The sequence below is a fragment of the Leisingera sp. ANG59 genome, assembly GCF_013317235.1.
Classification (GTDB): Bacteria; Pseudomonadota; Alphaproteobacteria; order Rhodobacterales; family Rhodobacteraceae; genus Leisingera.
In genome coordinates this window covers 181,135-206,376 of record NZ_WLCM01000001.1, presented here as the reverse complement: position 1 = coordinate 206,376, position 25,242 = coordinate 181,135, and the positions used below count along the sequence as shown (strand labels likewise).

At 62.2% G+C, this 25,242-nt stretch carries 23 protein-coding genes and 1 tRNA gene; 19 read left to right on the top strand and 5 right to left on the bottom strand.

The window, feature by feature from the left end; genetic code table 11:
• Window positions 1-51: 51 nt before the first annotated feature.
• Window positions 52-258, top strand: coding sequence for an AlpA family transcriptional regulator (locus tag GKC28_RS00960; protein ID WP_174144671.1), 207 nt, complete (start codon window positions 52-54; stop codon window positions 256-258).
• Window positions 252-1,253 carry a tyrosine recombinase XerC gene (locus GKC28_RS00955; RefSeq protein WP_174144670.1) on the top strand — a complete coding sequence of 334 codons (1,002 nt, stop codon included), beginning with the start codon at window positions 252-254 and terminating at the stop codon, window positions 1,251-1,253. Before GKC28_RS00960 ends, GKC28_RS00955 begins: the two co-directional genes overlap by 7 nt.
• A 95-nt stretch (window positions 1,254-1,348) precedes the next feature.
• Here the strand turns inward: GKC28_RS00955 and GKC28_RS00950 are convergent.
• A tRNA-Leu gene (locus GKC28_RS00950) sits at window positions 1,349-1,433 on the bottom strand.
• Between the two features lie 221 nt (window positions 1,434-1,654).
• On the opposite strand from GKC28_RS00950, the gene GKC28_RS00945 reads away from it, so the two are divergent.
• A complete protein-coding gene (locus GKC28_RS00945; protein WP_174144668.1) occupies window positions 1,655-2,182 on the top strand; it encodes a Hint domain-containing protein in 528 nt (175 codons plus the stop codon).
• A 3-nt stretch (window positions 2,183-2,185) separates the two neighbouring features.
• Here the strand turns inward: GKC28_RS00945 and GKC28_RS00940 are convergent, their stop codons facing one another.
• A complete protein-coding gene (locus GKC28_RS00940) occupies window positions 2,186-3,829 on the bottom strand; it encodes an NAD(P)H-hydrate dehydratase (RefSeq protein ID WP_174144666.1) in 1,644 nt (547 codons plus the stop codon).
• A gap of 171 nt (window positions 3,830-4,000) precedes the next feature.
• On the opposite strand from GKC28_RS00940, the gene GKC28_RS00935 reads away from it, so the two are divergent.
• The 8 genes from GKC28_RS00935 (at window position 4,001) to dddP (ending at window position 13,125) form a co-directional block, all read left to right on the top strand.
• Window positions 4,001-4,339, top strand: coding sequence for a P-II family nitrogen regulator (locus tag GKC28_RS00935; protein ID WP_008554830.1), 339 nt, complete (start codon window positions 4,001-4,003; stop codon window positions 4,337-4,339).
• Window positions 4,340-4,384: 45 nt separating this feature from the next.
• On the top strand, window positions 4,385-5,791 hold the full coding sequence (gene glnA / locus GKC28_RS00930; RefSeq protein ID WP_174144664.1) for a type I glutamate--ammonia ligase: 1,407 nt from the start codon (window positions 4,385-4,387) through the stop codon (window positions 5,789-5,791).
• 282 nt (window positions 5,792-6,073) lie between these two features.
• Window positions 6,074-7,369 (top strand): nodulation protein NfeD, encoded by a 1,296-nt coding sequence (locus GKC28_RS26790; protein WP_217433940.1) that lies wholly within the window; start codon window positions 6,074-6,076, stop codon window positions 7,367-7,369.
• A 17-nt stretch (window positions 7,370-7,386) separates the two neighbouring features.
• Complete coding sequence (locus GKC28_RS00920; protein WP_174144660.1) at window positions 7,387-8,151, top strand: slipin family protein; 765 nt, start codon at window positions 7,387-7,389, stop codon at window positions 8,149-8,151.
• Between the two features lie 155 nt (window positions 8,152-8,306).
• The gene (locus GKC28_RS00915; RefSeq protein ID WP_174144658.1) at window positions 8,307-9,554 is read left to right on the top strand and encodes an Hsp70 family protein; all 1,248 of its coding nucleotides are present in this window, start codon (window positions 8,307-8,309) and stop codon (window positions 9,552-9,554) included.
• Window positions 9,555-9,647: 93 nt separating this feature from the next.
• Window positions 9,648-10,442 carry a lytic transglycosylase domain-containing protein gene (locus GKC28_RS00910; protein ID WP_174144656.1) on the top strand — a complete coding sequence of 265 codons (795 nt, stop codon included), beginning with the start codon at window positions 9,648-9,650 and terminating at the stop codon, window positions 10,440-10,442.
• Window positions 10,443-10,794: 352 nt separating this feature from the next.
• Complete coding sequence (locus tag GKC28_RS00905; RefSeq protein WP_217433939.1) at window positions 10,795-11,631, top strand: hypothetical protein; 837 nt, start codon at window positions 10,795-10,797, stop codon at window positions 11,629-11,631.
• Between the two features lie 150 nt (window positions 11,632-11,781).
• A complete protein-coding gene (dddP, locus tag GKC28_RS00900) occupies window positions 11,782-13,125 on the top strand; it encodes a dimethylsulfonioproprionate lyase DddP (protein WP_174144652.1) in 1,344 nt (447 codons plus the stop codon).
• 67 nt (window positions 13,126-13,192) lie between these two features.
• Here the strand turns inward: dddP and GKC28_RS00895 are convergent, their stop codons facing one another.
• Entirely contained in the window at window positions 13,193-13,741 is a 549-nt protein-coding gene (locus GKC28_RS00895) for an NUDIX hydrolase (protein WP_174144650.1), read from the bottom strand.
• 95 nt (window positions 13,742-13,836) lie between these two features.
• On the opposite strand from GKC28_RS00895, the gene GKC28_RS00890 reads away from it, so the two are divergent.
• Together GKC28_RS00890 and GKC28_RS00885 are read left to right on the top strand one after the other, a co-directional pair.
• Window positions 13,837-15,069 (top strand): bifunctional alpha/beta hydrolase/OsmC family protein, encoded by a 1,233-nt coding sequence (locus GKC28_RS00890; RefSeq protein WP_174144648.1) that lies wholly within the window; start codon window positions 13,837-13,839, stop codon window positions 15,067-15,069.
• Window positions 15,070-15,316: 247 nt separating this feature from the next.
• Window positions 15,317-15,574, top strand: coding sequence for a DUF6455 family protein (locus GKC28_RS00885; RefSeq protein WP_174144646.1), 258 nt, complete (start codon window positions 15,317-15,319; stop codon window positions 15,572-15,574).
• A gap of 71 nt (window positions 15,575-15,645) precedes the next feature.
• Here the strand turns inward: GKC28_RS00885 and GKC28_RS00880 are convergent, their stop codons facing one another.
• Window positions 15,646-15,993, bottom strand: a complete 348-nt coding sequence (locus GKC28_RS00880) for a hypothetical protein (protein WP_174144644.1) — start codon at window positions 15,991-15,993, stop codon at window positions 15,646-15,648.
• 86 nt (window positions 15,994-16,079) lie between these two features.
• Here GKC28_RS00880 and purB point away from each other — a divergent pair, with 86 nt between their 5' ends.
• The 5 genes from purB to GKC28_RS00855 all read left to right on the top strand — a co-directional run bounded on the left by purB (window position 16,080) and on the right by GKC28_RS00855 (window position 21,469).
• Entirely contained in the window at window positions 16,080-17,384 is a 1,305-nt protein-coding gene (purB, locus tag GKC28_RS00875) for an adenylosuccinate lyase (protein WP_174144642.1), read from the top strand.
• A gap of 129 nt (window positions 17,385-17,513) precedes the next feature.
• A complete protein-coding gene (locus tag GKC28_RS00870) occupies window positions 17,514-18,491 on the top strand; it encodes a phosphotransferase family protein (RefSeq protein ID WP_174144640.1) in 978 nt (325 codons plus the stop codon).
• A 92-nt stretch (window positions 18,492-18,583) separates the two neighbouring features.
• Window positions 18,584-19,117 carry a tetratricopeptide repeat protein gene (locus tag GKC28_RS00865; RefSeq protein ID WP_174144638.1) on the top strand — a complete coding sequence of 178 codons (534 nt, stop codon included), beginning with the start codon at window positions 18,584-18,586 and terminating at the stop codon, window positions 19,115-19,117.
• A 76-nt stretch (window positions 19,118-19,193) separates the two neighbouring features.
• Window positions 19,194-20,375 carry a flagellar motor switch protein FliG gene (locus tag GKC28_RS00860; protein WP_174144636.1) on the top strand — a complete coding sequence of 394 codons (1,182 nt, stop codon included), beginning with the start codon at window positions 19,194-19,196 and terminating at the stop codon, window positions 20,373-20,375.
• 161 nt (window positions 20,376-20,536) lie between these two features.
• The gene (locus GKC28_RS00855) at window positions 20,537-21,469 is read left to right on the top strand and encodes a lysophospholipid acyltransferase family protein (RefSeq protein ID WP_174144634.1); all 933 of its coding nucleotides are present in this window, start codon (window positions 20,537-20,539) and stop codon (window positions 21,467-21,469) included.
• Between the two features lie 9 nt (window positions 21,470-21,478).
• On the opposite strand, the gene GKC28_RS00850 is transcribed toward GKC28_RS00855, so the two are convergent.
• Entirely contained in the window at window positions 21,479-22,180 is a 702-nt protein-coding gene (locus tag GKC28_RS00850) for a thioredoxin family protein (RefSeq protein ID WP_174144632.1), read from the bottom strand.
• Window positions 22,181-22,403: 223 nt separating this feature from the next.
• Here GKC28_RS00850 and acnA point away from each other — a divergent pair, with 223 nt between their 5' ends.
• Complete coding sequence (gene acnA / locus GKC28_RS00845) at window positions 22,404-25,178, top strand: aconitate hydratase AcnA (RefSeq protein ID WP_174144630.1); 2,775 nt, start codon at window positions 22,404-22,406, stop codon at window positions 25,176-25,178.
• The last annotated feature ends 64 nt before the right edge of the window (window positions 25,179-25,242 follow it).

The window sequence follows — 25,242 nt, the reverse complement described above, 5'->3', positions numbered from 1 at the left end:
GAGCACGCTCGCGGTGTGGTGCAACATGTGGGAAGCGAGGTAGGGACGAAGATGGGACGGATCGCCCCCTTAGCCGTCGCGGAGAAGACAGCGGCCAAGATGATGGACATGGCGCCAGCCGAGTTCCGGCGTCTGGTCGAAACGGGCTCGCTTCCATCCCCTGTGGCTATCACCGGCGATTGCAAACGATGGCGCGTGTCAGACCTTGAAGCCGTGCTCAACGGCGACGCTATGAACGAAGACGAATTCACATGGTAAAGAAACTCGAACGGAAATACGTCACAACAAAGACCGTCAAAGGGCGGACGTACTACTATTTCCGCCGCGGCGAGACATACCAGCGCCTCCCCAACAATCCGGACAGCCCGGAGTTTGACGAAGCCTACTGGGCGATCCGCTCCGGCCGGGCCAAGAAGAAGACGAAATCCACCTTCGAGGCGCTGATCGTCAGCTACTATCAAACGCCCGAGTTCAAGGAACGAAAACCCCGCGTCCAGCAGGAGTATCGGCGGACGCTCGAACTGCTGCGCGAGAAGAACGGCCCCAAGGACTTCACCAAACTGCGCCGCCGCGACGTGATCGCCGCCCGCGACACCTATGCCGACACCTGGCGCAAGGCAAACGCAATGGTCGAAATGATCTCAATTCTCGCCCGCCACGCCATCGACCTCGAATGGATCACGGCGAATCCTGCCAGCGGCGTGAAGAAACTCACAGGCGGCGAGTATGAGCCCTGGCCAGACGCCAAGCTGCGGGCCTTCGAAACCTACTGCAAGAAGAACGATCTCGAATGGGAAATGACCGCTTATTTGCTGGGAATCGGCACTGGCCAGCGGATCGGCGATGTGGTCGCCATGGAGTGGGCGCACTATGATGGCCAGTTCATTGCCGTTGTCCAGGAAAAGACTGCAGCGCGGCTGTGGGTGGCCTGCCCGGTGTTTTTGAAGCAGTACCTCGACAACCTTCCCCGCAAAGGCCGCTTCATCATAGCGCAATCGCTGCACAAAGGCGTGGCCAAAAGGACCATTCAACAGCGCGTAATGGCTGTGCGCGAGAAGATCGGCGCCATGGGCTTTGTGATTCACGGCTGGCGCTACACCGCCGCGGTACACTTGGCCGAAGCTGGCGCCAGTGACAGCGAGATCCAGGCCGTGACCGGGCACAAGACGCTCGAGATGGTCAAGAAGTACCGAAATCAAGCGAACCAGAAGCGCCTTTCGCAGTCCGCACAGGCTCGCAGGACCAGAACATGAACAGAACGGGAAAACGGGAAACTTTCCGGGAAACTCTCTCAGACCCCGTTTTCATGTCCGCTCAACGGGTTCAGTTTTTTTCATGAAAATCAGCGTGGTGCGGGTGAGAGGACTTGAACCTCCACGCCCGAAGGCGCCAGAACCTAAATCTGGTGCGTCTACCAATTCCGCCACACCCGCACTCTGCGCCGGGGCACCCCCGCCGCGTGACGCGCTGAATAGCAAAGCTTGGCGGCGGATGCGAGCGGAAATCGCGCCGATAATGCCAATGTGCAAAACGGCAACAATCCGTCTGGAATATCGCAACAATCGGCGGGTTTTCGCGCAAAAGGGCTGGGCGCGGAATCCGCTTGTGCGGTAGTCTGGCAAAAAAGTCTGAGGCAGACAAAGCGAGCAACAATATGAAACCGTTTGGAAATGCGGCCCTGCGCGCGCAAATGGCGGCGTGCGTCCAGGCACAGCCCCGGCGGCTGTTTCAAGGCAGCCAGAACATCAGCCTCTTGCGCGGCACCATCGTGCTGACCCGCGAGGGCGAGCGCGCCGCCGAGGAGATCAGAGCCGGCGACAGCCTGATCACCCGCACCCAAGGCATGGCGCAGGTGGAGGAGGTCCGCACACGCCGCGCGATGCTGCAGGCGGTGTGTTTTGCCGCAGGCTCTCTGGGTGACATGCGCGCCGACAGCGATCTGACCGTGCCCTGGGACCAGCGCATCCTGGTGCGCGACTGGCGTGCCAAGGCAATGTTCGGCCAGCCGCAGGCTGTGGTGCCGGCCTATGAGCTGGTGGATGGCGAATTCATCCGCGACCTGGGCCTGCAGATGATGGACCTGACGGTGCTGGAGTTCTCCCGCCCGCATGTGATCTATGCAGGCGGATTGGAACTGGCCGCAGCCGCCGCGCCGCAGGAAAACCTGCGCCCGGCGGCCTGAGCCTTAGAGGCCCAGTTTGCGGAATACGGCGGGGATCTGCTCCGGCAGGTCCTCGGCGATCAGGCCGGGGCCAAACTCCAGCGCGCATTCGACGTGGATATAGGCGGCGGTTTCCGCCGCCTGCATCGGAGTAAACCTGCGCGCCATCAGGCCGGTTATGAAGCCTGCCAGCACATCACCCGAGCCTGCGGTGGCGAGCCAGGGCGCGGAGCGCTCGTAATGCGCCGAATTCACAGAGCAGCGCCCGTCCGGCGCGGCGATCACCGTGTCCGGCCCCTTGAACAGCACCACGCAGCCCGCGCGTTTGGCCGCCTCGCGGGCGGCGTCGACCTTGGAATAGGCGGGGCCTGTGGTGGCGGGGGCGTTCAGTTTCTCCGCCAGATCCGGGAACAGCTTGGAAAATTCACCGCCATGCGGGGTGAGCACGCAATTCTCGTGCAGCACCTCGAACAGCGCCTCCGGCTTCAGCTCAAACCGGGTGAGCGCGTCGGCGTCCAGAACAGTGGCACGGTTTTCTTTCAGAACCGCCATCACAACCGCCTGCGTGTCCGCACCGCGCCCAAGGCCGGGGCCAAGGCAGACGGCGTTAAAGCGTGTGTCCTCCAGCAGTTCGCTGACCCCATGCGCGCCGTCGATCTGGCGCAGCATGATGGCGGTCAGGTTGGCTGCATTTTCAAACATTGCCGAGCGCGGCGATCCGACAGTGACCAGTCCTGCCCCGATCCGCAGGGCGCCGCGGGCGGCCAGCCGCGCCGCGCCTGTTTTGCCATGTCCGCCGGAGAGGACAAGGGCGTGGCCGTGGGAGTATTTGTGGCCCGAATATTTCTTATTAAGTTTGCCTTTCTTGTGGTCAAGCAACTCGACGCAGCCCTTGGGGTAAACTTTGGGCAAACCTAGTGGCACAATCTTGAGTTTCCCGCAGCCCCCTGCTCCTCCGTAGCCACCGCAATTCTGGCTCATATGATGGCCAATTTTTGCGCTATGGAAGGTAACTGTAAGATGTGTTGGGAGCGCTCCAAAGTCTCGGCCGCTATCGCTGCAAACACCGCTAGGAAAATCAATTGCAACGAAACGGTCTTCGTTCAGCTCATGGGCATCTACAATCAGAGGGGTCGGCATAAAGCCGTTCCAAGCTTCATCCGTGTCATCAGGCATTTTCCGGGTCAGCCCCGTTCCGAACAAGGCATCAATCACGAGAAACTGGCTTTCTTCATCCCCTTCGTAGAAATTACGAACACCTCGATCATCCCACTCATTGACACGGCCCATCTCCCGCCACCGCTCATAATTCGCCTTGGCATCCGGCGGCAGCTTTTCCGGGTCTCCGTAAAGGAACACCTCCACTTCCCAGCCGCACTCCTTCAGCAGCCTCGCCACCACAAAGCCATCGCCGCCGTTGTTACCCGGCCCGCACAAAACCACTGCGCGGCGACGCCCTTCTTCTTTGCCCAAACACTCCGGGGAGCGCGAGGGGCTGGCCCCTCGTCCGTCTTCAAAAGGCTCTGCCAGTTCCGGCCATTCCTCGAAGATGGCGTCCACCACCCCCTGCCCGGCCCGCTCCATCAGCTCCAGCCCGGTCACCTCACCGGACTCGATGGCGGCCTGCTCAATCGCCCGCATCTGGGCTGCAGTCAGCAGTTCGGTCATATTTTGCCCTTCCCCGATTCAATTCTGCGCATTTTCCGGGCGCAGTGCTTAATTTCTAGGCAGACACGCTCAATTTCTGCCCACAATTGCCGCAGCCGCAAACCCATGCATTGCTGCCTTCATTTAGAAGTGAAATGACACCCCCAACAAGCTTGCGAGGAGCCAAAGCCGATGAAAAAGATCGAAGCCATCATCAAGCCTTTTAAACTGGATGAGGTGAAGGAAGCGTTGCAGGACGTCGGCGTCCAGGGGCTTTCTGTCATCGAGGTCAAGGGCTTTGGCCGCCAGAAGGGCCACACCGAGCTGTACCGCGGCGCCGAATACGTGGTCGACTTCCTGCCCAAGGTGAAGGTCGAGGTGGTGCTGGACGACGATCAGGTCGACCAGGCGATCGAAGCGATCGTCGATGCCGCCAAGACCGACAAGATCGGCGACGGCAAGATCTTTGTCTCGCCTGTCGAGCAAGCGATCCGCATCCGTACCGGCGAGACCGGTCCGGACGCGCTTTAAAGAATTCAACGAATATCCTGACATCTCTAAAAAAGGACCGAGGGAATGAGCGCAGACGCAGTTCTCAAGACACTCAAAGACGAAGACGTCGCATATGTCGACATCCGCTTTACCGACGTGCGCGGCAAGCTGCAGCACGTGACCGTGGACGTGGACCTGGTCGACGAAGACTTCCTGGAAGAAGGCTTCATGTTCGACGGCTCCTCGATCGCCGGCTGGAAGTCGATCGAAAACTCCGACATGAAACTGATGCCGGACACCACCTCGGCCTATATCGACCCGTTCTACGCCGAGAAGACTCTCTGCATCCACTGCTCCATCGTTGAGCCCGACACCGGCGAAAGCTACGAGCGCGATCCGCGCGGCACCGCCCAGAAAGCGGAAGCTTACCTGAAGTCCTCCGGCATCGGCGACGTGGCCTACATGGGCCCGGAAGCGGAATTCTTCCTGTTCGACGACGTGCGTTTCTCCAACACCATCAACAAGGTGTCCTATGAGGTTGACGCAACCGACGGCTCCTGGAACACCGACGCCGAGTTCGAAATGGGCAACATGGGCCACCGCCCGGGCCTCAAGGGCGGTTACTTCCCGGTGAACCCGACCGACGAAGCGCAGGACCTGCGTTCGGAAATGCTGTCCACCATGAAGCGTCTGGGCATGAAGGTCGACAAGCACCACCACGAGGTTGCGTCCTGCCAGCACGAACTGGGCCTGATCTTCGACAGTCTGACCAAACAGGCCGACGAGCTGCAGAAGTACAAATACGTGATCCACAACGTGGCCCACGCCTACGGCAAGTCGGCAACCTTCATGCCGAAGCCGATCTACGGCGACAACGGCTCCGGCATGCACGTCAACATGTCGATCTGGAAAGACGGCAAGCCGCTGTTTGCAGGCGACAAGTATGCTGACCTCAGCCAGGAAGCGCTGTATTTCATCGGCGGCGTCCTGAAGCACGCCAAGACTCTGAACGCCTTCACCAACCCGGGCACCAACTCCTACAAGCGCCTGATCCCCGGCTTCGAGGCCCCGGTTCTGCGCGCCTACTCGGCCCGCAACCGCTCCGGCTGCGTGCGTATTCCGTGGACCGAAAGCCCGAAGGCCAAGCGCGTCGAGGCCCGCTTCCCCGATCCGAGCGCAAACCCCTACCTGTGCTTTGCCGCGCTGCTGATGGCCGGCCTGGACGGCATCAAGAACAAGATCGATCCGGGCGAAGCCATGGACAAGAACCTGTACGACCTGCCGGCCGAGGAGCTGGAAGGCATCCCGACCGTCTGCGGCAGCCTGCGCGAAGCGCTGGACGCGCTGGCGGCCGACCACGACTTCCTGCTGCAGGGCGACGTGTTCACCAAAGACCAAATCGACGGCTACATCGAGCTGAAGATGGAAGAGGTCCACAAGTACGAGCACACCCCGCACCCGGTAGAGTTCGGCATGTACTACAGCTGCTAAGCCGCAGTTTCTGCAAGATGAAGGCGCTCCTTTCGGGGCGCCTTTTTTTGGGGGGCCGCCGCGGAATTGCAGCAACCGAACGGCAGGTTTAATTATGCCATTTGCTCCCGAATTTGAGGCTTCCGTCAACCGCGCTACCTATTAGTGCGGGGAAACAGCATGAGGATTGCAAAGCGACTGCTTCAAATTCTTTGCCTGCTCAGCCTATGCCTTCTTCCGGCAGACCGATTGAATGGCCAGGGTGACGGGACGGATGCAACCGGTAATCGGGTGCTTATCACGGTGATAGAAGGGCCTATCGGCCCGGCCGCCGTGCACCATATCGAACGTGTTCTCTCCAAATCCCAGGACCTGCAAACAGAGGCGGTTGTGCTCCAGCTCAACACACCTGGCGGGCTGGCCGATTCAATGCGTGAGATCATCTCGGCAATCCTGCTGTCGCCTGTGCCGGTAATCACCTACGTCGCTCCGCCCGGCGCCCATGCGGCAAGCGCCGGTACCTACATACTTTATGCCAGCCATGTCGCGGCAATGGCACCGGGCACCAATCTGGGTGCAGCCACGCCGGTTGCGATCGGCGGCATGCCCGAGGGTCTGCCGGGGCAGCCTCCAAAAACGGAGGAAGGGGAGAAATCCGGGGAGGCCGGAAAGGAGACTGACAGTGACCCTCTGGCTCCCAAAGATGCGATGGCGGCCAAGGCCACCAATGACGCAGCAGCGCTGATCCGCAGCCTGGCAGAACTGCATGGCCGCAATGCGGACTGGGCCGAAAGCGCAGTGCGCCAGGCCAAGAGTCTGTCCTCTGCCAAAGCCCTGGAGCTGAACGTCATTGATCTACTGGCAGCGGACCTCGACGCTTTGTTGCGCGATGCCGACGGGCGCAGCGTGGTGATGGGGGAAACCCGCCGGACACTGTCGACCGCAGGGCTGCCGGTGGAGCGGGTGGAGATGGATGCGATAACCCGGATCCTCAGTGTCCTGTCCAATCCGAACGTGGCGCTGGTGATGATGATGCTGGGCATCTACGGGCTGATCTTCGAGTTCTGGAACCCCGGCGCGGTGGTGCCCGGCGTGGTTGGCGCAATTTGCCTCACCCTGGGCCTCTATGCACTCAACCAACTGCCGCTTGATTATGCCGGGCTGGCGCTCCTGGGGCTCGGGGTAGCCTTCATGGTCGCCGAGGCCCTGTCGCCCAGCTTCGGGGTGCTGGGATTCGGCGGGCTGATCGCCTTCTCTATGGGCGCGGCCATGCTGGTGGACACGGATGTGCCCGCCTATCAGATATCCTGGTGGCTGATCGGCAGCATGGCATTGATCAGCGGTTCGGTGCTTATCCTGCTGCTGGGCTACACGGTGCGCACCTACCGGCGGCTTCCGGTATCAGGCTCGGCACGGATGCTGGGCGCCCGCGCCAAGGTAATCGACTGGACCGGAAACGCAGGGTTTGTCTGGGTGGAGGGAGAACGGTGGCAGGCGCAGAGCGATACGGGGCTGCATGCCGGCCAGAACGTCCGCATCCGCGCAATCAAAGGCCTGACGCTGCTAGTTGAGCCTGACACCCGAGCAGAACAATCGTGAGCCAGGGGGGAAATTCAATGGAAGTACTTGTATTCGACTGGGCAGCTTACCTGATTGGGCTGGTGCTTTTGGGCTTCTTTCTGCAAGCCGCCATCTACATCTTCCGTGAATACGAACGCGGGGTGCTGTTCACCTTGGGCCGGTTTACCAGGGTGACGGGTCCCGGCTTTGTTCTGATCATTCCCGTGGTGCAGCAACTGGTCCGGACCGATCTGCGGATGTTTGTTGAAGACGTGCCAAGCCAGGATGTGATCAGCCGAGACAATGTCTCGGTCAAGGTAAATGCCGTTCTATACTTCCGCATCGTCGACCCTCAGCGTGCGATAATTAACGTGGCCGACTTCCGCGCTGCGGTCAGCCAGCTGGCGCAGACCACCCTGCGCTCGGTCCTGGGCAAGCATGAACTGGATGAGATGCTTGCCGAACGGGATAAGCTCAATGTCGATATCCAGGAGATACTGGACCGGCAGACCGACGCCTGGGGCATCAAGGTGGCCAATGTCGAAATCAAGCATGTGGACATCAACGAAAGCATGGTCCGCGCCATTGCCAAGCAGGCCGAAGCCGAACGGCTGCGCCGTGCCCGTGTCATCAATGCCCAAGGCGAACACCAGGCAGCGGCAAAACTTGTAGAAGCCGGGAAGCTTCTGGCGACCCAGCCCAACTCAATGCAGCTCCGCTATTTCAATGCTCTGAACGACATTGCGACCGACGGCACCGCAACGGTTGTCTTTCCGTTGCCCATCGACCTTTTGCCAAAAGCCAACAAACCGGAAGATTGACCCTCGATGCGCCATGCCCGTTCATGCGGAAACTTCCGGTATCAGGAGGCATGCCACGCAATTTCTCTCTCAGGCCGGGCCGGCACACCAGCCCTCTTGCTTTGGTCTCACGCTCCTTGTAGTCAGGCCCGCTCCCGCTGCTGACAGGAGCTTCCATGACCGCACCCAATACCCTTGGCATCGACTTCGGCACTTCCAACTCGGCAGCCGGGATCGCGGTTGCGGGCCGGCCGTGGCTGGTGGAAATGGAGCCGGGCGAGAAGACCCTGCCCACCGCAGTGTTCTTCGAGGAAGCTTCACGCAGCATGCGGATCGGCCACAGTGCCACGCGGGCGCTGATCAATGGTGAAGAGGGCCGGTTTATGCGGGCACTGAAAAGCCTGCTGGGCACGCCGCTCTTGCAGGAGGAACGGCGGCTGGGCGGCGAGCGTCTGAGCTTTGCCACCCTCATCGCGCGGTTTCTGGCGGAGGTGAAACGCCGCGCCGAAGCGGCAACGCATATGGAATTCACCCATGCGCTGTCGGGGCGGCCGGTGCGGTTTCATTCCAAGGATAAAGACCGCGACGTGCAGGCAGAAAAGGACCTCCGCGCCTGTTATCTGGATGCCGGGTTCCAGGATGTTCTGTTCATGTATGAGCCGGAAGCCGCTCTGCGCGCCGCCGCGCCCGCGCCCGGTCTGGGTCTGATTGTCGATATCGGCGGCGGCACCTCGGACTTTACTGCCTTTGAACAAGGGGAAAACGGGGCAACCCGCATCCTGGCCTCGCACGGTGTGCGGCTGGGCGGCACCGATTTCGACCGGCAGCTGAGCATACGCCATGTAATGCCGCTGCTGGGCCGGGGCAGCCAGATCCGCAATGCCTTCGGCGGCGGCACCCTGCCCGCGCCGAACCGGCTGTTCAACGATCTGGCAACCTGGCAGATGATCCCGTTTCTCTATACGCCAGAGAGCCGCCGGGCAGCGCAGGATCTGGCCGCCAACGCGGTGGAGCCCGAGAAATTGGCGCGTCTGGCTACGGTGCTGGAGGATGAGCTGGGCCATGAGCTGGCCTTTGCCGTGGAAAACGGCAAGATCCGCGCCAATGGCACAGCCCCCCAATCCCACATCGACCTGAAACTGCTAGCGCGCGCACTGTCGGTGCCGCTGGACTCCGCGGGCATGTCGCAGACGCTGGCGGAACAAACCACCGCGATCGGCGCCTGCGCGGCAGAGACCCTGGCGCAGGCCGGGATCGCGGCGGACCGGGTCGAGCGGATTGTTCTGGTCGGCGGCTCTTCGCTGCTGGCGGCGGTGCAGGCGGAAATGCGCGCGCTGTGCCCAAATGCCCGGCTGGAAACGGGAAATGCCATGACCGCGGTTGCAGACGGGCTGGCACTGGCCGCGGGCACCGCCTTTGCCTGAGGAAATGGGAACCAATGAAAGCTTTTCCCGTTAGACAAGGGGCGCCAGCACGTTAGGCTGAAAGCCACGAGTCACATTTCGAGAGTTTGTTTCATGCGCCGGCTAATTGCCCCTGCCCTGATTTCCGCCCTGCTTGCCTCCCCTGCCGTTGCCGCCAATTGCGGCAATACCTCTGCCGGGTTCGATGCCTGGAAGCAGGCGTTCAGCGCCGAGGCCAAGCGCGCAGGCGTGCGCAAGGCGGGGCTGCAGGCACTGGCCAATGCGCAGTATGCCCGCCGCACCATTTCCGCCGACCGCAACCAGAAGAGCTTCAAATACTCGCTGGAGAAGTTCATGCAGATCCGCGGCTCTGCCACTATTGTGGCGCAGGGCCGCAAGCGCAAGGCGCGCAACCCGGATTTCTATGCCGCACTTGAGCGCCAGTATGGCGTGCCCGCGGGTGTGCTGATCGCGATCCACGGCATGGAAACCGCTTTTGGCAACTACATGGGCGACAGCCAAGTGGTGTCCGCCATCGTGACGCTGACCTATGACTGCCGGCGCTCCGACTTCTTCCGTCCGCACGCGCTGGGAGCGCTGAAGCTGGTGGATCAGGGCGCTATCACGCCAGGCACCCTGGGCGCCAAACACGGCGAGCTGGGTCATACCCAATTTCTGCCCGGCAACGCGCTGGCGTACGGCGTCGACTGGGACGGCAACGGGCGGGTTGATTTCTACAACATGGGCGATGCGCTTGCCTCCACCGCCAATTACCTGCGCCAGAAGGGCTGGAAACCCGGCAAAGGCTATCAGCAGGGAGAGCCGAATTACCGCATTCTGAAGGAGTGGAACGCGGCCACAGTGTACCAGCAGTCGCTGGCGATCATGGGGCGCCAGATCGACGGCTGAACGGTTCTGCCAACTTAAAGGACCGCAGGGAGTCGAGCCCGCCGTTGGGCGGGCGCTTTGCGTTGCGGGGCAAGCCAAAGGAACAGTGCGCGTGATTCCGGCGCCATTGTAGGCCTTGGGGCATCAATGTGACCGCCAGCCGTCACAGTTGAGCCGCATTCCGCACCTCACCTCATGGAGAATTTACGCAAACTTCTTTCAATTCAATGATTTGAAGAGCGCCGCATTTCACCGCCCGGCCCCAGCGCTGTCTGCCCGAATTCAGCCCGGAGTGCCCCACTTTCAACTATTTCAAATTTTACAGTTTCCTTGTCGGAACCCTGAATGGAGGACCCGGACAGTGGCAGAGAATGTGCAATATACAGGCCGGCTGGGGCTGGAACGCCGCGACGGCAATACTCTTTCGGCTGCGGTTACTGCAGTCGTGGACACGCTGGATGACTTCGGCCACCCGGCGGAGATGATAGCGGCGCGTGCGGAAAACACTGCCCGCCTGCAATGCGATCATTACTTTGTGGCCGTGCGCCTGCGCCGGGTTCCCCTGCGCCGCACCAGCAAGCTGCCTGGCAGCGTGATGCAGCCCACGGCTCTGCTCGAGCTGTCGCTGGAGCCGGTCTATCCCGGGTATTGCGACCAGGAGATCTCCGAACTTCTACTGGCAGAGATGCTGCGCCGCCTGCTGGACACGGTGGAGGCAACCTTTGTCGAATGGCTCGACACTGGGATTGCACTGACCTGCGAACAGTTCCTGAGTGCCTTTGATCCCGAAGCCGCCAGCAGCGAGGAACCTGTTGCCGCGCCGGTTCCGGCAGTCGTCCGACCCACTGAGGCGGTCCGGAATGTCCGGCCAAGACCCCGCGGCAAGGACTGCTTTACACCGGTTGATCAGACCGCACTGGTGCTGGACACCCACTGCGACCGCGCCTTCCATGAGGCCGAGATCCGAAAGGCGGCTAGCACGGCTGCGCCGGACTCCGGCAAGGCCTGGAGCGGTTTGCACGCCTCCGCATTGGTCCCGGATTCGCGGGCCAGATGGAGCCGCCAGTTTCAAACGTCCGCGCTGGCAGCAATGACATTGGCCCGCCCGAAGCGGCTGCGGCTCATCAGCCACCTGCTGCTTTTGACGGCGCTGCTCCTTTATCTCGAAAGCGCGGGTATGGTGCTGGCAGCCCGGCCGATTCTGCCATAGAGCCGGATCAACTGCGGCGGCCTTGATGCCTTCGGCCCCCGCATTGCTGCGTTAGGTCAGAAACGACGGTTGAATACGTCGCATTCAGCAGCGATTCCGCCCAAGTCCGGCTCCACATTGTACAGGACTGTGCAGCAAGGACCTCCCAGCATGAACGAGCATTACCGCGACATCCGCAAGATCGACCCGACCCGCGGCGCCACACTGGGCGACAACACCCCCAACGACAACAACCGGGTCGAGATCGGCCCGACCCAGCTGGCCTTTGCCGAATGGGCAGAGGCCGGGCTGCAGCTTCCCGACCTGCAGGCGCTGCGCAAGTTCCGCTGGGAGCGGCTGGTCAAGCACATCAACGACCGCGGCTATGGCGGCCTGCTGGTGTTCGATCCGCTGAACATCCGCTATGCGACCGACTCCACCAACATGCAGCTGTGGAACACCCACAATCCGTTCCGGGCGCTGCTGGTCTGCGCCGATGGCTACATGGTGCTGTGGGATTACAAGCAGTCGCCGTTCCTCAGCGAGTTCAACCCGCTGGTGCGCGAGCAGCGCGCCGGAGCCGACCTGTTCTATTTCGACCGCGGCGACAAGATCGACGTGGCCGCGGACAAGTTCTCCAACGAGGTGCGCATCCTGCTGGAGGAGCACAGCGGCAGCAACAAACGTTTGGCGGTGGACAAGGTGATGCTGCACGGCCTGCGGGCGCTGGAAGCGCAGGGGCTGGAGATTTTCCCCGGCGAAGAGCTGACCGAGAAATGCCGCGCGGTGAAAGGCCCGGATGAGATCCTGGCGATGCGCTGTGCCCATCACGCCTGCGAAACCGCGGTGGCGGCAATGGAAACATTCGCCCGCGAGCAGGTCCCGGGCGGCAATATCTCCGAGGACGATGTCTGGGCAGTGCTGCACGCGGAAAACATCCGCCGCGGCGGCGAATGGATCGAGACCCGGCTGCTGGCCTCTGGCCCGCGCACCAACCCGTGGTTCCAGGAATGCGGCCCCCGGATCATCCAGAACAACGAGATGATCAGTTTCGACACCGATCTGGTCGGCTCCTACGGGATCTGCATCGACATCTCGCGCAGCTGGTGGATCGGCGATCAGAAACCGCGGCCTGACATGATCTATGCCATGCAGCACGGGCTGGAGCACATCCGCCGTAATATGGAGATGCTGAAACCGGGTGTGAACATCCAGGAGTTGTCGCGCGGCTGCCATGTGCTGGATGCCCAGTTCCAGAAGCAGAAATACGGCTGCATGATGCATGGCGTCGGCCTATGCGATGAGTGGCCGCTGGTGGCTTATCCGGACCAGATGGTCGAGGGCGCCTTTGACTACGAACTGGAACCGGGCATGGTGCTGTGCGTCGAGGCGCTGGTGTCGCCGGAGGGCGGCGACTTCTCGATCAAGCTGGAGGACCAGGTGCTGATCACCGAGGACGGCTATGAGAACCTGACCGGCTACCCCTTTGACAAGGCGCTGCTGGGCGAGGCCTGATCTATACAGCCGGTCCCTTTGCCATGGAGGGGCCGGGACAGCCTGCGGCGCCGTCAGGCGCCACCATTTAACAATGGCACTGAAGGAACGGTTCCAGCTTGTCGCGCAGCACCAGCACGCCGGGCGAGTCGGTGACTTCCTCCAGCTGGGTAAGCGGCACCCAGGCCAGAGCGTGGGATTCATCGCTGGGCGCAATCTCCCCCGCCTCTGCCTGAAACAGGTAGCGCACATCGTAGTGCAGATGCGCGCAATCGCGGGTATTTGCCGGGATTTCGTGGATATCCACGTCGAACACCTGCGCCGACAGCGGACTGATCCGTTGGAGCCCGCTTTCCTCATAGGCCTCCTTCAGCGCCACAAACGGCACGTCGGCGATGCCGTCGCAATGGCCGCCCAGCTGGAACCAGCGGTTGAGCTTCTTGTGATGGGTCAAGAGCACGCATTGCATGTCCGGTGACAGCACAAAGGCGGAGCCGGTCACATGGCCGGTTTCCGGGTTGCGACCAAAGGCCTGCGGCTCGCCCGCGCAGAATTCTTTCAGACGCTGCCACATGCCGCGGTCGCGCGCGGTCTTCGGGCTGTAACATCCGATGCCCGTAAGGACGCTGCTGCTCATCTGCCTTCACCTTCCCGTGACGTTCCGGCCCGCTGCCTTGTTCGAGGCCATTCAAGCGCTCAATCTATGCGGAACACCCAACAAAGGCCACGCCCATGCCCACGGAACGGATTTCCTTCACCGGCCACGCCGGAAATACCCTTGCTGCCCGCCTCGACCTGCCCGAGGGGCCGGTGCTGGCCACCGCGCTGTTTGCCCATTGCTTCACCTGCTCCAAGGACATTCCGGCGGCGCGGCGGATTGCCGGGCGGCTGGCCGCGATGGGGATTGCGGTGCTGCGGTTCGATTTCACCGGGCTGGGGCATTCGGAGGGCGAGTTCGAGAACACCACCTTCAGCTCCAACGTGGCGGACCTGATCAAGGGAGCACAGTATCTGGCCGGGCGCGACATGGCGCCCGCGCTGCTGATCGGCCATTCGCTGGGCGGTGCCGCGGTGCTGCGCGCCCGCGTCGGCATCCCGTCGGTCAAGGGGGTGGTGACGCTCGGGGCGCCGTTTGATCCGGGCCATGTCTCGCACCATTTCGATGCCGCTCTGCCGGAAATCGAGGCCAAGGGCCGCGCCGAGGTGTGCCTGGGCGGCAGGCCCTTTGTGATCGGCAAGGAGTTTGTCGACGACATTCATGCCGAAGCGCTGGCGCCTGCGATTGCGGAATTGAAGGCAGCCCTGCTGGTGCTGCATGCGCCGCGGGATGAGACCGTCAGCATCGACAATGCCGCGTCGATCTTCACCGCTGCCAAGCATCCCAAGAGCTTTGTCACCCTGGATGACGCCGACCACCTGATCTCCCGCGCGGCAGACGCGGAATATGCAGCCGAGGTCATCGCCGCCTGGGCCGGGCGCTATGTCAGAATGGCGCCGCCCGCACCGCCGCCCGGCGCGCCGGAGGGCATCCTGCGGGTGACCGAAGCGGATCCGTCGGGCTTCCTGCAGGACGTGCAGTCCGGCCCCTACCACCATGCATTCGCTGATGAACCGCTGGCCTATGGCGGGACCAACCGCGGCATGTCGCCCTACGGGTTTGTGGCTGCGGGGCTGGGCGCCTGCACCTCGATGACGCTCAGGATGTATGCGCGCCGCAAGGGCTGGCCACTGGAGGGGATCAGCGTCGACGTGAGCCACGACAAGGTGCACGCCCAGGACGCCCTGCCTTCGGGGCCTGCCAAGATCGACCAGTTCATCCGGGTGGTGCGGCTGTGCGGTCCGCTAACTGATGAACAGCGCGACAAATTGATGGAAATAGCCGACAAATGCCCGGTGCACCGGACCCTGGAAAGCGGTGCCAAGGTGGTGACACGGCTGGAGGCCATGGAACTGTCCGCGATCTGACACACCAGAACTCCAGCGGTGCTCCCGCGCCCGGGCAGTGCAGGAGACCTGCACCGCCAGCGGCCTTGGGCCCGGCGCCGCGCCTTGCGCGGCGCCGGGCCCAACTGCGTCAGGTCTTCGCAAGAAGACCGAAGCGCAGGCGGGAGGACCTGACTGCCGCGGAATTTGCGCCACATCAAAGTGCCGGAAGACATTCCCGCCCATTCTGTCTGCACTTCCGGCAGCGGCCGGGCATGGGAGGACTAATATGGGACTTTTTGCAAAACTCGGGCGCAGCAGCGATCTGGTGCAGGGGATGGCCAGCCGTCTGGGCATCGATTATGGCGGCATCGTCGCCGCAGACCCGCAGGTGCAGGGCCGTAAATACATGCGCGCGGTCCTGCGCTGCAGCACTTGCCGCAATCAGGACGACTGCAGTGATTTGCAGCAGGAGATGACGGAACTGGCCGAGGCGCCATCTTACTGCCGCAACGCGCAGCTGCTGGCGCAATTGCGGGGCAGCTGATCGCTCCGGCCCGGCGGCTCACTCCCGCTGCAGACCAGCCCGGTGTCCGGAGCGCGGGCGTGCGCGTCAGCTCACTCCTCAGGCTCGGCGTAGCGCCCCGTGGTGATGTCACCGCCCTCCCCGACAAACCGCAGGGCTTCTCCATCGCTTTCCAGCGCATAACTGGCCCACAGGTCCGAGGGCGGCCAGGTGGAACAGTATTTACCATCCCGCACGCCCCAGTAGCCCCAGCTGTCATGGCCTGCATTGTAGAGCGTCCGGCCCGAGGCATTGAACTCCTGCCAGGCGCCGCTGCCGTAGACCAGCCGCTGCCCCTCCAGCGCAGCCTGCACTTCTTCGCCGCTCAAGCTGCGCCATTCGCCGCCCCAAACCGGCGCAACCGTGCATGATAACGCAATCATCAGGGCAAACTGCCTCATGAACCTCCCCCAGCCTTGCTGTCCTGCTTCTGCTGATCTAAGAGGCCGGGCATCTGCTGCGCAATCACATAAAGGTGCCTTCGCCCATGATCCCCCGCTATTCCCGCCCCGAGATGGTCGCAATCTGGTCGCCCGAGACCAAATTCAAGATCTGGTACGAGATCGAGGCCCACGCCTGCGAAGCCATGGCCAACCTCGGCGTGATCCCGCGCGAGAACGCCGACGCGGTATGGAAAGCCAAGGATGTGGAATTCGACGTCGCCCGCATTGACGAGATCGAAGCCGTCACCAAGCATGACGTGATCGCGTTCCTGACCCACCTGGCGGAGCATGTCGGCTCCGAAGAAGCCCGCTTCGTGCACCAGGGCATGACTTCGTCGGACGTGCTGGACACCTGCCTGAACGTGCAGTTGGTGCGCGCCGCCGACATCCTGCTGGACGGCATGGACAAGGTGCTGGCCGCGCTGAAGAAACGCGCGCTGGAGCACAAGAACACCGTGCGCGTTGGCCGCTCCCACGGCATCCACGCCGAGCCCACCACCATGGGCCTGACCTTTGCCCGTTTCTATGCCGAGATGGACCGCAACAAGAACCGCCTGGAAAAGGCCCGCTGGGAAGTGGCCACCGGCGCGATCTCCGGCGCGGTCGGCACCTTCGCCAACATCGACCCGGCGGTTGAAGAGCACGTCTGCGAGCAGCTGGGCCTGCGCCCCGAGCCGATTTCCACCCAGGTGATCCCGCGCGACCGCCACGCGATGTTCTTTGCCACCCTCGGCGTGATTGCCTCCTCGATCGAGAACATCGCGGTGGAAATCCGCCACATGCAGCGCACCGAGGTGCTGGAAGGCGCGGAATTCTTCTCGATGGGCCAGAAGGGCTCCTCGGCGATGCCGCACAAGAAAAACCCGGTCCTGACCGAGAACCTCACCGGCCTGGCCCGCCTGGTGCGGATGGCGGTGATCCCGGCGATGGAAAACGTGGCCCTGTGGCACGAGCGTGATATTTCGCACTCCTCCGTCGAGCGCGGCATCGGCCCGGATGCCACCGTCACCCTCGATTTCGCCCTGCACCGCCTGGCGGGCGTCGTCGACAAGATGCTGGTGTTCCCGGAAAACATGCTGGAGAACATGAACAAATTCCCCGGCCTGGTGATGTCGCAGCGGGTTCTGCTGGCGCTGACCCAGGCAGGCGTCAGCCGCGAGGATGCCTATGCCATGGTGCAGCGCAACGCCCTGAAGGTCTGGGAAGAGCGCGTCGACTTCCGCGAACTGCTGCTGGCGGATGCGGATGTGGTTGCGGCCCTTGGTGAAGAGGCGATCAACGAGAAGTTCGACATGGGGTATCACACCAAGCATGTCGACACGATCTTCAAGCGCGTCTTCGGCGAGTAACCCCGCCCGCAGCTAATGACCTTGAACGCCCCGTCAACCTGACGGGGCGTTTTTCATTCAGCCTTCACTATTTGCGTGTTAGAAGACGGGCGAACTAACTAGCACCTTTGGCCGCCCCAATTTCATCTAATGCATCTGTTTGCCGATTTTGACGAAGCGCTTGTACGCCAATGCGTTGACGAATTTTCCGCAGCGACCGGTATCAAGAATGTATTTTCTATCTCCTGCCTGGACAGATCCGCCAACTTCAGCGATGAGCGTTTCGTTTTCGTCCTTGCCAGGCCCGACGGAAGCCCTTTGGTACTGAAGTTGGACACGGCTGAAGGAACTACACGGCTAACTAAAGAGTACGGTATCATAGAGAAACTCCGCAGCCATTTTGACGCGCAATCCAAGGTCGCGCTTGTCGAACCCGTTTACTTGTCACCGACCGGCCGTTTTCATGTTACTGAGTTCTTAGAAGGTAAGACCGCGAAGCAAATAGTGTATTCGCCGCAAGACCTTCTGCAAGCAGGGCAGGTGTTCCGGCGCGGTGGCGAGTGGTTAAATCACCTGCACAATTCTGATCCCCCGGCCGTGAAAACAGCGTGGTTCAATTGGATGCTGGAAGAAATTGAAAGCCTTGTGCACACCTCACAGCCTCAGGCTTGTGCCCGGCAGTTAGGCGGATTCGTTGCTAAACTTGCAAAAGACTGCCAGCGCCTGTCCGGAGCTCCGTGCATCGCGACCTTCAGTCACGGTGATTTCCACGGCGGCAACTTGGTTCTGGGGCGAGGCGTAAGCTACGGGCTCGACTTCACCGAAGCCAGTACAAAACTTGCAATTTACGACATTGTGGATTTTCTCAAGATGGATGCTTTCCTGCCGGCAGAACCATCCGAGATTGGAGCCAGCGGGATCAGAAACCGTTCAACGGAAATGTTCTTCAAGAAGTACCGCCACAATGTGAACTTTGACCTTCTAACTTGTGCAATGCGGGGCCGACTGCTTATCGACTGGGTGAAGATTTCTCGCGAAGCATTCGCGCGCAGCGAATTCTTGCGAAAAAAGTTCCGGCATCTTGATCACCGCCTGTCCACCGCCTTTGCCCAGCCCCTGGACACCTGACCGCCTCCCGAATCTTTGATGAGAAAGATGTCGTCCCGGACGCGGCTGCAAGGCTACACTGCCAAGGATCCAGCCCATCAGGAGCCCAAGAGATGCGTTTGATAACCTTGACCGCCGCCTTCGCCTTGCCAGTTGCAGCTCTTGCCGCCAGCGGTAACGACTGGAACCCGCCGAAACCCACTGAGACCACCAAGACCTGCAAAGGCAAGAGAGTGTGGGACGACGAGAAGAAACGCTGCGTGCGTCCGCGGAAGTCTTCGCTGGATCAGGAGGGGCTGCTGGATGCGACGCGGGAACTGGCCTATGCCGGCCGCCAGAAAGACGCCCAGGCGGTGCTCAGCGCAATGGCCGATCAGGGGGACAGCATGGTGCTGACTTACTGGGGCTTCACTCATCGCAAGCTGGGCAATCTGGAACTGGCGCAGACCTTCTATGATCAAGCACTGGCGCAGGATCCGGACAATATCCTGGCGCGCTCCTACATGGGCCAAGGCTTTGTCGAACAGGGGAAATACAGCGCAGCGCTTGCCCAATGGAAGGAAATCCGCGCCCGCGGCGGCAACGGCAGCTGGGCCGAGGCCTCCTTGCGCAGCGCGTTGGAAACGGGCACCTCCTACAGCTACTAGACTTCAGCCTTTCTTTACCGCTTGCGGCCTATCCTGCCCTCCACGATTGAGAAGAATCTTTTGCTAGGGTGCGAGAATGCCTCAAGACGATATGCTGGCGCTTCCGATGGACTTGGGCGGGGGCGGAATGGGCGGAATGGACATGGGCGATTTCGCCGCTCCGGCGCCTGTGGGCGGCCTTGATGCGGGCGGCCCCGGCGGCGGAATCGGCGGCGGTGCACTGGCGAACCCGGCAGCGGCCTCTGGCCTCAGCGGCAAGGCCAAGGCCGCCATCATCGTCCGGCTGCTGCTGAATGAAGGCGCCGAGATCCCGCTGGAGGAACTGCCCGACGACCTGCAGATGGAACTGACCCAGCAGATGGGCAGGATGCGGATTATCGACCGGGACACGCTGAATTCTGTGGCGGGAGAGTTTGCAGATCTGCTGGACAACGTCGGCCTGCATTTCCCCAATGGCCTGGCCGGTGCCTTGAGTGCGATGGAAGGCAAGATCAGCCGCCACACCCATACCCGCCTGCGCCGCGAAGCCGGGGTGCGCCAGTTCGGCGACCCGTGGGAGCGGCTGAAGCGGCTGCCGCCTGAGGACCTGGCCGAACTAGCCCAGGCCGAAAGCACAGAGGTGGCCGCGGTTCTCCTGTCCAAACTGGATACCGCCAAAGCGGCACAGATGCTGATCCATCTGCCCGGGCCCGTGGCGCGCCGCATCACCTATGCCGTCAGCCAGACCGCCAATGTGACGCCGGACACGGTGGACCGCATCGGACTGTCGCTGGCCGCCCAGGTAGAAGCGCGGCCTGATCTTGCGTTCGACCAGACCCCCGGCCAGCGCCTGGGGGCCGTCCTGACCGAAGCCGCTGCCGCCAAGCGGGACGAGGTGCTGACCGCGCTGGACGAAGAGGATCAGGAATTTGCTGTCACGGTGCGCAAGGCAATCTTCACCTACGCGCTGATTGCCGAACGGATGCAGCCGCTGGACGTGCCCAAGCTGATCCGGGTGCTCTCGCAGCCCGACCTGGTGACCGCCATCGCCTTTGCCACCGACGAGGAAGATGTGGCTACCTCCGAGTTCCTGCTCAAGAACATGTCGAGCCGGATGGCCGACAACATCCGTGAGGAAGTCGCCGAGCGCGGCAAGGTCAAGCGCAGCGACGGCGAGGCTGCCTTCAGCCTGATTATCAGCGCTATGCGCGATCTTGTCGCGACTGGCGAGATCGAACTCAAGTCGGTGGAGGAAGACGAGGAGGAAGACGGCGGCTGACGTCCAGTTGGCATGAGTGCCGCAATGCGCTGAACCAAAGGCCGGCCGCGGGCCGCCGCCGCCGTGCAGGACCTCCATCGCGAGCTGCTTGTACCTGCTGCCGCTGCTGCGTATGATGCAGGCTTCCGGGCGCAGTTACGCGCCGCAGATATCCAGACGCCATGCCCGCAGATCCTTCCGAGCTCTCCACCTGGAGCCATGTCAAATATTTTGGCAGCAACCTGTTCCTGCGCGGCCTGCTGCTGGGCGCCGGGCTGGTGCCTTACCGCTTGCGGGTGCCGATGATGGGCCGCCTGGTCACTGCCATGGGACGGCTGGCGGGTTTTGACAAACGGGTGCGCGAAAACCTGAAACTTGTCAGCCCGGAGCTGTCGGACCTGGACCCGGCGGACCTGTACCGGGACGTCAGCGACAATGCCGGCCGGATGATTGCGGAAATCTACGCAGGCAAGCCCTTTCACGAGCGGGCCAGGTCCGCGCCGATCAGCGGCCCCGGCCTGCAAGCTTTGGAAGCCGCCCGGGCTGAGGGCCGCCCGGTGCTGCTGGCAACCGCCCATTTCGGCAACTACGACGCCGCCCGCGCGGCTTTGGTGTCCCGCGGACACGAAATGGGCGCGCTCTACCGCCGGATGGCCAACCCGTATTTCAACGCACATTATGTTGAGGCCATCAAGCAAAATGGCGAGCCGATGTTCGAACAGGGCAAACGGGGAATGGTGGAACTGGTGCGCCACCTGAAGAAAGGCGGCATCGCTGCCATCGTCACCGATCTGCATGCCCAGGGCGGCGAGCTGATCGACTTCTTCGGCAAGCCGGCTGTCACGTCCACCGTGCCTGCGGAACTGGCACTGAAATTCGGTGCTGCGCTGATTCCGGTTTATGCCGTGCGCCAGGAGAACGGGCTGGATTTCGAGATCGTGATGAATGCAGAGGTGCCGCCGTCAGATCCGCTGACCATGACCAAAGCGCTGAGCGCGGACCTGGAAGCGATCGTGCGCAAGCACACCGGGCAGTGGTTCTGGATTCACCGCCGCTGGAAGCCATATGTGCCCGTCGGCAAAGCTGCCCGGCAGGCCGATAGTCCGGTGGACTGAATCGGTTTTTCAGTCGGCCCGCGCCGCAGCAATGATCTTTCCGAATGGCGCAGCCTGCACCAGAACCGCGGCGGCTTTGCTTCCGGGCGCGGGAACAGAAACCTCCAGACTGCCGGCTCCGTCCCACTTTGCGGCGACCTCCCAGTCCTCCACCACATTTGCGTAAGTGAAGGATCTGCCTGCCAGCTCACCCCGGGTGATGCTGACCTTGCGCTGCGGCGTGAACCGCACCAGCTGCACCAGGTAAGGACCGGAAGCCATCTGCACCCGCGGATGCAGGCGGATCACCAGATCCCCTCCGGAACGGCTGACGGTCAGCGACACCGGGCGCGGGGTTTCCAGGTGCCTGGCAATGGCATTATCGACCGCCAGCGCATCAGCCCCGACCACGTCGTCCTGCCCCATGATGATCATCTGCGGAGTATAGATCATCCTGCGCCCGCCTGCCTGGGCATAACCCTTTTGACGCTTGGTGTGCGACGGATCGGCGAACTTATCCTTCCAGCCGATGTAGTCCCAATAATCCACATGCAGCGCCAGCGGCAGTACATCCTGCCGCACCGCAAGCTCATGCAGCAGCGCGTCAGCGGGCGGGCAGGACGAACAGCCCTGCGAAGTATAGAGTTCAACCACAACAGGCTCATCTGCGGACTGGCCGCAAACCGGCATGGCAAGGCCCAGCATGGCCACGATCGGTAGCAGGAATTTCATGAATCGCCTTCTCTGTGTGTCAGGCTTCAGGTCTAAAGACTTGCCCGCAAACAGGCCAATCAATCATTTTTGAGGGCGGCATGAGGCCCTGCTTCGCAAAAAATGTGTACAATCGCATACAAAAGTGCTGCCTGCGGCGTTTGGGCTATTGAATGCTTCATCTTCCTCATGCATTTAGCAGGCAGCGAATTCCCCGGTTACAAATTCTTGAGGGAGGCCAACCATGCCTATCACCGTCGGACAGGACAATGCCAAGGCGCGCAAAACGCTCAGCGTCAACGGCAAGTCGATCTCCTATTACTCCATTCCCGCCGCCACCGAGGCCGGCTTTGGCGACTTCTCCAAGCTGCCCGCCGCGCTGAAGGTGGTGCTGGAAAACATGCTGCGGTTCGAGGATGGCGGCTTCTCCGTCTCCACCGACGACATCAAGGCCTTCGCCGAGTGGGGCGCCAACGGCGGCAAGAACCCGCGTGAGATCGCCTACCGCCCTGCCCGCGTTCTGATGCAGGACTTCACCGGCGTTCCCGCCGTTGTCGACCTGGCCGCCATGCGCGACGGCATTGTCGGCCTGAAGGGCTCCGCCGCCAAGATCAACCCTCTAGTCCCCGTCGACCTGGTCATCGACCACTCCGTGATGATCGACGAATTCGGCAACCCGCGCGCGTTCCAGATGAACGTCGACCGCGAGTATGAGCGCAACATGGAGCGTTATCAGTTCCTGAAGTGGGGCCAGAACGCCTTCAATAACTTCCGCGTTGTGCCGCCGGGCACCGGCATCTGCCACCAGGTAAACCTGGAATACCTGGCCCAGACCGTCTGGACCGACGTTGACCAGAACGGCGAGGAAGTCGCCTATCCGGACACGCTGGTCGGCACCGACTCCCACACCACCATGGTCAACGGCGCCGCGGTTCTGGGCTGGGGCGTTGGCGGCATCGAAGCGGAAGCTGCGATGCTGGGACAGCCGATTTCCATGCTGATCCCCGAGGTGATCGGCTTTGAGCTGACCGGCCAAATGGTCGAAGGCACCACCGGCACCGACCTGGTTCTGAAAGTGGTGGAAATGCTGCGCGCCAAGGGCGTGGTGGGCAAGTTCGTTGAATTCTACGGCGAGGGCCTGGACCGCCTGCCGCTGGCGGACCGTGCCACCATCGCCAACATGGCCCCGGAATACGGCGCCACCTGCGGCTTCTTCCCGATCGACGACGAAACCCTGCGCTACCTGCGCAACACCGGCCGCGACGAGGACCGCATCGCGCTGGTCGAAGCCTATGCCAAGGAAAACGGCTTCTGGCGCGACAGCAGCTACAACCCGGTCTACACCGACACGCTGCACCTGGACATGGGCACCATCGTGCCCGCGATTTCCGGCCCCAAGCGTCCGCAGGATTACATCGCACTGGACGCCGCCGCGGCCACCTTCCACAAATATGTCGAGGGCCAGCGCGCCGCCAAGGACGCGAGCGCTCGCGCCGAAGGCCGCTGGGAAGCGGAGGGCGGCCAGCCCGAACCGCAGGACATTCCCGGCAACGAAGGCCATCACAAGCTCGGCTTCGTGTCAACGGACGAGCACAACTACCAGCTGCATGACGGCTCCATCGTGATCGCTTCGATCACCTCCTGCACCAACACTTCGAACCCCTATGTGATGATCGGCGCAGGCCTGGTCGCCAAGAAAGCGCATGAGCGCGGGCTGACCCGCAAGCCCTGGGTCAAGACCTCGCTGGCGCCGGGCTCGCAGGTGGTGTCCGAGTATCTTGAAGCGGCGGACCTGCAGAAGCACCTCGACGCCATCGGCTTCAACCTGGTCGGCTACGGCTGCACCACCTGCATCGGCAACTCCGGCCCGCTGGCCGAGGAGATTTCCAAGTGCATCAACGAACACGACCTGATCGGCGTTTCGGTGCTGTCTGGCAACCGCAACTTCGAAGGCCGGATTTCGCCCGACGTGCGCGCCAACTACCTGGCGTCGCCGCCTCTGGTGGTGGCTTATGCGCTGGCTGGCGACATGAACATTGACATCACCACTGCACCGCTGGGCCAGGACAAGGACGGCAATGACGTCTACCTGAAAGACATCTGGCCGACCCAGAAGGAAATCGCCGACCTGGTGGAGCAAACCGTGACCCGCGAGGCGTTCCAGTCGAAATACGCCGATGTGTTCAAGGGCGACGAGAAGTGGCAGGCGGTCGAGACCACCGATGCGGAAACCTATGACTGGCCCGCAGCCTCGACCTACATCCAGAACCCGCCTTACTTCCGGGGCATGGGTCACGAGCCGGGCACCATTTCGAACATCGAAAACGCCAAGGTTCTGGCGGTTCTGGGCGACATGGTCACCACCGACCACATCTCGCCGGCCGGTTCCTTTGCCACCACCTCGCCCGCAGGCCAGTACCTGCTGGAACGCCAGGTGCAGCCGCGCGACTTCAACTCCTACGGCTCGCGCAGGGGCAACCATGAGATCATGATGCGCGGCACCTTCGCCAACATCCGCATCAAGAACGAGATGCTGGACGGCGTCGAGGGCGGTTACACCAAAGGCCCCGATGGCGAGCAGACTTCGATCTATGAAGCCTCGATGGCGCATCAGGCCAACGGCACCCCGCTGGTGGTGTTCGGCGGCGAACAGTACGGCGCCGGCTCCTCGCGCGACTGGGCGGCCAAGGGCACTGCGCTGCTGGGCGTCAAGGCGGTGATCGCCGAGTCGTTCGAACGTATCCACCGTTCCAACCTGGTTGGCATGGGTGTGATCCCGTTCGAGTTCACCGCTGGCGACACCCGCAAGTCGCTGGGCCTGACCGGCGAGGAAACCGTCTCGATCAGCGGCCTGGACACCATCCAGCCGCTGCAGGAAGTGCCCTGCTCGATCACCTTTGCCGACGGTTCGGTGAAAGAGATCACCCTGAAGTGTCGCATCGATACCGCGCCGGAGATCGAATACATCGAGCACGGCGGCGTGCTGCACTACGTGCTGCGCAACCTGGCCAAGTCGTAAGGCCTGCCAGACCTGAACAATCGGACATGCACCCTGCGGGGTGCATGTTTTTTTGTGCCACCGG

Excerpts from the sequence above, each read along its gene's own strand:
- GKC28_RS00890 (WP_174144648.1), top strand. The coding sequence starts at position 13,837 with ATGCCCACGGAACGGATTTCCTTCACCGGCCACGCCGGAAATACCCTT.
- GKC28_RS00915 (WP_174144658.1), top strand. The coding sequence starts at position 8,307 with ATGACCGCACCCAATACCCTTGGCATCGACTTCGGCACTTCCAACTCG.
- GKC28_RS00865 (WP_174144638.1), top strand. The coding sequence starts at position 18,584 with ATGCGTTTGATAACCTTGACCGCCGCCTTCGCCTTGCCAGTTGCAGCT.
- GKC28_RS00855 (WP_174144634.1), top strand. The coding sequence starts at position 20,537 with ATGCCCGCAGATCCTTCCGAGCTCTCCACCTGGAGCCATGTCAAATAT.
- GKC28_RS00910 (WP_174144656.1), top strand. The coding sequence starts at position 9,648 with ATGCGCCGGCTAATTGCCCCTGCCCTGATTTCCGCCCTGCTTGCCTCC.
- GKC28_RS00880 (WP_174144644.1), bottom strand. The coding sequence starts at position 15,993 with ATGAGGCAGTTTGCCCTGATGATTGCGTTATCATGCACGGTTGCGCCG.
- dddP (WP_174144652.1), top strand. The coding sequence starts at position 11,782 with ATGAACGAGCATTACCGCGACATCCGCAAGATCGACCCGACCCGCGGC.
- GKC28_RS00850 (WP_174144632.1), bottom strand. The coding sequence starts at position 22,180 with ATGAAATTCCTGCTACCGATCGTGGCCATGCTGGGCCTTGCCATGCCG.
- GKC28_RS00940 (WP_174144666.1), bottom strand. The coding sequence starts at position 3,829 with ATGACCGAACTGCTGACTGCAGCCCAGATGCGGGCGATTGAGCAGGCC.
- GKC28_RS00885 (WP_174144646.1), top strand. The coding sequence starts at position 15,317 with ATGGGACTTTTTGCAAAACTCGGGCGCAGCAGCGATCTGGTGCAGGGG.
- GKC28_RS00920 (WP_174144660.1), top strand. The coding sequence starts at position 7,387 with ATGGAAGTACTTGTATTCGACTGGGCAGCTTACCTGATTGGGCTGGTG.
- acnA (WP_174144630.1), top strand. The coding sequence starts at position 22,404 with ATGCCTATCACCGTCGGACAGGACAATGCCAAGGCGCGCAAAACGCTC.
- GKC28_RS00960 (WP_174144671.1), top strand. The coding sequence starts at position 52 with ATGGGACGGATCGCCCCCTTAGCCGTCGCGGAGAAGACAGCGGCCAAG.
- GKC28_RS00955 (WP_174144670.1), top strand. The coding sequence starts at position 252 with ATGGTAAAGAAACTCGAACGGAAATACGTCACAACAAAGACCGTCAAA.
- glnA (WP_174144664.1), top strand. The coding sequence starts at position 4,385 with ATGAGCGCAGACGCAGTTCTCAAGACACTCAAAGACGAAGACGTCGCA.
- GKC28_RS00935 (WP_008554830.1), top strand. The coding sequence starts at position 4,001 with ATGAAAAAGATCGAAGCCATCATCAAGCCTTTTAAACTGGATGAGGTG.
- purB (WP_174144642.1), top strand. The coding sequence starts at position 16,080 with ATGATCCCCCGCTATTCCCGCCCCGAGATGGTCGCAATCTGGTCGCCC.
- GKC28_RS00870 (WP_174144640.1), top strand. The coding sequence starts at position 17,514 with ATGCATCTGTTTGCCGATTTTGACGAAGCGCTTGTACGCCAATGCGTT.
- GKC28_RS00945 (WP_174144668.1), top strand. The coding sequence starts at position 1,655 with ATGAAACCGTTTGGAAATGCGGCCCTGCGCGCGCAAATGGCGGCGTGC.
- GKC28_RS00860 (WP_174144636.1), top strand. The coding sequence starts at position 19,194 with ATGCCTCAAGACGATATGCTGGCGCTTCCGATGGACTTGGGCGGGGGC.
- GKC28_RS00895 (WP_174144650.1), bottom strand. The coding sequence starts at position 13,741 with ATGAGCAGCAGCGTCCTTACGGGCATCGGATGTTACAGCCCGAAGACC.